At 60.6% G+C, this 2948-nt stretch carries 3 protein-coding genes; all 3 read left to right on the top strand.

Annotation, left to right across the window (positions count from 1 at the left end):
• Nucleotides 1-806 precede the first annotated feature (806 nt).
• Nucleotides 807-1493: an MlaE family ABC transporter permease gene (locus WAN71_RS22640; protein WP_422227479.1), complete on the top strand. Its 687-nt coding sequence runs from the start codon at nucleotides 807-809 to the stop codon at nucleotides 1491-1493.
• 44 nt (nucleotides 1494-1537) lie between these two features.
• Entirely contained in the window at nucleotides 1538-2344 is an 807-nt protein-coding gene (locus tag WAN71_RS22645; RefSeq protein WP_422227480.1) for an ABC transporter permease, read from the top strand.
• Between the two features lie 5 nt (nucleotides 2345-2349).
• The coding region (locus WAN71_RS22650; RefSeq protein WP_422227478.1) for an MCE family protein at nucleotides 2350-2948 on the top strand (599 nt) is incomplete at its 3' end.

The raw sequence follows: 2948 nt of genomic DNA on the forward strand, positions 1-2948 counted from the left end.
GTCCCGGAGTTTGCGATGCAGAGCGCGTATCACCACCTCTTTACTTTCCAACGCGCTATTTCTCGATGTATTCGCGATGCGTGACGAAGTAAGCCGTAAGCGCTTCCGGGACGTGCCGAATGTATTCTTTTATTAGTGTGAGTATCACTCCAACTATGTGACTAGCTGAAAATCACGGTGCAAAGTGCAACACCTTGATTCGTTGCAATTTTAGAGGTAAAAGCGCGCTCAAATAGTTCGAGCTCAGCGAATGAATCAATCGGCCCGCGCGGCTTGATCGAGCTGCTCCAATCCAGCTGCGCCCGGAACGGTTTGAGTCCAGACTGGCCAGCTCTTCGAGGAGGAAGTCCTAGGTGAACACGGCTGAGAGGGCCCGGACCCCGGTGCCGAGCAAAGACACACACGGTCGGTCAGTTCATCAATGGTTGCGACATTCGGATTAAATTTGTCGGAACCTCACAGCAAATCAGCGATAGTTCAACAGATGTCTACCGAACCTGGATTGTTGAGAATGAAAGAGGTATATGTTGCTCTCCATGAAAGTCGTGGTACCGTCCCGCTGTGCCGTAGGCCACACGGTTGGGTGGCGGCGCTCGTGATTAACCGCTACGGGGAGGATTCATCGCTCTAATGTTGGCCGAGGCTAGATACCAACGGGTGCGCTAGTGGTTGCGACGGACGCACGACCTGCTCCGCCGGCCACCAGTTTGCCGAGCGGGGGCACCAAGCTTAGGCCGGAAACCTACACCAGGCCGTTGCGCGAGCTCGGCAGCTTCTTCGCGCTATCGCTGGACATCCTGGTGCAGATGGTGCATCCGCCCTTCGCCTGGCGTGAGTTCATCCATCAGACTTGGTTTGTGGCTCGGGTGTCGATCCTCCCGACCTTCTTCTTGGCGATCCCGTTCAACGCGCTCGCCGTATTCATCCTTAATGTCCTGCTGGTCGAGATCGGTGCCGCGGATTTGTCCGGCGCCGGCGCTGCGCTAGCAAGTGTCGCGTACATCGGCCCGCTAACCACCGTGGTGATAGTCGCCGGTACCGGCGCTACCGCGATGTGCGCCGACCTGGGCGCTCGCACCATCCGCGAAGAAATCGACGCCATGCGAGTGATGGGAATCAACCCGGTCCAACGCCTGCTGGTGCCGAGGGTGCTGGCGCTCGGGCTCAACGGGTTGCTGCTGAACTCCGTCAACACCATCACCGGCTTGGTCGCTAGCTATTTCTTCTCCATCGACTTCCAACACGTCAATCCCGGTTCCTACACGGCGAGCATGACGCTGCTCGTCGGGCTCACCGAGACGGCCATAGCCTTCGCCAAGGCGATGTTGTTCGGCCTCATCGCCGGCCTCATCGCGTGTTACAAAGGCCTTACTGTGGGCGGCGGTCCACAAGGTGTAGGCAATGCGGTCAACGAAACCGTGGTGTACACGTTCATGGCGTTATTTGTGATAAATGCGGTGCTGACCGCAATCACCGCGAAGGCGACGATGTGAGCGCCGCCCCCGCTGGACAGCGGCTGCCGCGGCTGACGAACACCATGCGCGGCTTTGCCAGCGAGTGGAACCGGCTCGGAAGCCAGACCGCGTTCTACGTCAGGGCCCTGGGCTTCGTTTGGGAAGCTGTCGTCCGCTACAAAACGGAGACGCTGCGCCTGATCGCCAATATGAGTCTGGGTGTCGGTGCGCTGGCCGTCATCGGTGGCACCGTGGTGATCGTCACCACCTTGACGTTGTCCGTCGGTTCACTCGTCGGTATCCAGCTATACCGATCGTTGTCCGATGTCGGGGTGCAGGCGTTGAGCGGTTTCGCCTCCGCCTACATCAACACGCGTATCGGCTCGCCGCTGATCGCCTGTATCGGCCTGGCCGCCACCATCGGCGCCGGTGCCACCGCACAGCTGGGCGCCATGCGGATCAACGAGGAGATCGACGCGCTCGAGGTGATGGGCATCCGCACGATCACCTACCTAGTGTCCACTCGGGTGGTGGCCGGTGTGGTCGTGGTGATTCCGCTGTGGTGCATGGCCGAGCTGGCCGGGTATCTGGCCACCCGGACTCTTGTCATTTTCGCCTACGGGCAGGCTCCCGGGGTCTACGACCACTACTTCCATACCTACCTGCAGCCAACCGACCTGATTTGGTCGTTGTTACAAGTCATCGCCGCAGCAATAGCGATCATGCTGATGCACACCTACTACGGTTTCAACGCCTCCGGCGGGCCGGCCGGCGTCGGTGAGGCGGTCGGTCGTGCGGTGCGCGCGTCACTGGTCGTGGCGGTCGCGGTGACGTTGGCGGTGGCACTGGCCGCCTACGGGGTATCCGGCAACTTCAACCTGTCCGGGTAGCGACCATGAAAAGAAAACCGCGCGACACTCGCCTGCATCCGGCACTCTGGACCTTCATCCTCTTCGGCTTCATCACCGCTCTCATCGTGCTGACAATTGCCGCGTTCAACAGGGACTTGAGGCCTTATGCCAGGGTGACCCTCACCTCGGACCGGTCGGGCCTGGTCATGGAACCCGGCGCCAAGGTGAAGTTGCGCGGCGTCCAGGTCGGCCGCGTTGCTTCGATCCAGCCCGGCGAGCCGGTGAGACTTCAGCTGGAACTGTACCCAGAGCAGCTTAGATACATTCCCGCCAATGTCTCAGCCAAGATCACCGCCACCACGGCATTCGGCGCCAAGTACGTCGACCTGCTCACCCCCACCGACCCGAGCCCGAAGCGGCTGACGGCGGGGGCGGTGGTGCAATCACGCAACGTGACCACCGAAGTAAACACGGTGTTCCAGAACTTGGTCGGTGTGCTGAACAAGATCGACGTCGCCAAACTCAACGCTGTCCTCACCGCGCTGGCCGACGGGTTTCGCGGCAAGGGTGAAGCCATCGGCGAGGCGACCACCGACCTCAACCAAGTCCTGATGGCGATCAATCCCCGCAGCGAGACCATCCG

The sequence above is a fragment of the Mycobacterium sp. genome, assembly GCF_049280035.1.
Taxonomy (GTDB): Bacteria; Actinomycetota; Actinomycetes; order Mycobacteriales; family Mycobacteriaceae; genus Mycobacterium.

What these genes read in the sequence shown, in the direction of transcription:
- WAN71_RS22640 (WP_422227479.1), top strand. Translation starts at nt 807, where the DNA reads ATGGTGCATCCGCCCTTCGCCTGGCGTGAGTTCATCCATCAGACTTGG.
- WAN71_RS22645 (WP_422227480.1), top strand. Translation starts at nt 1,538, where the DNA reads ATGCGCGGCTTTGCCAGCGAGTGGAACCGGCTCGGAAGCCAGACCGCG.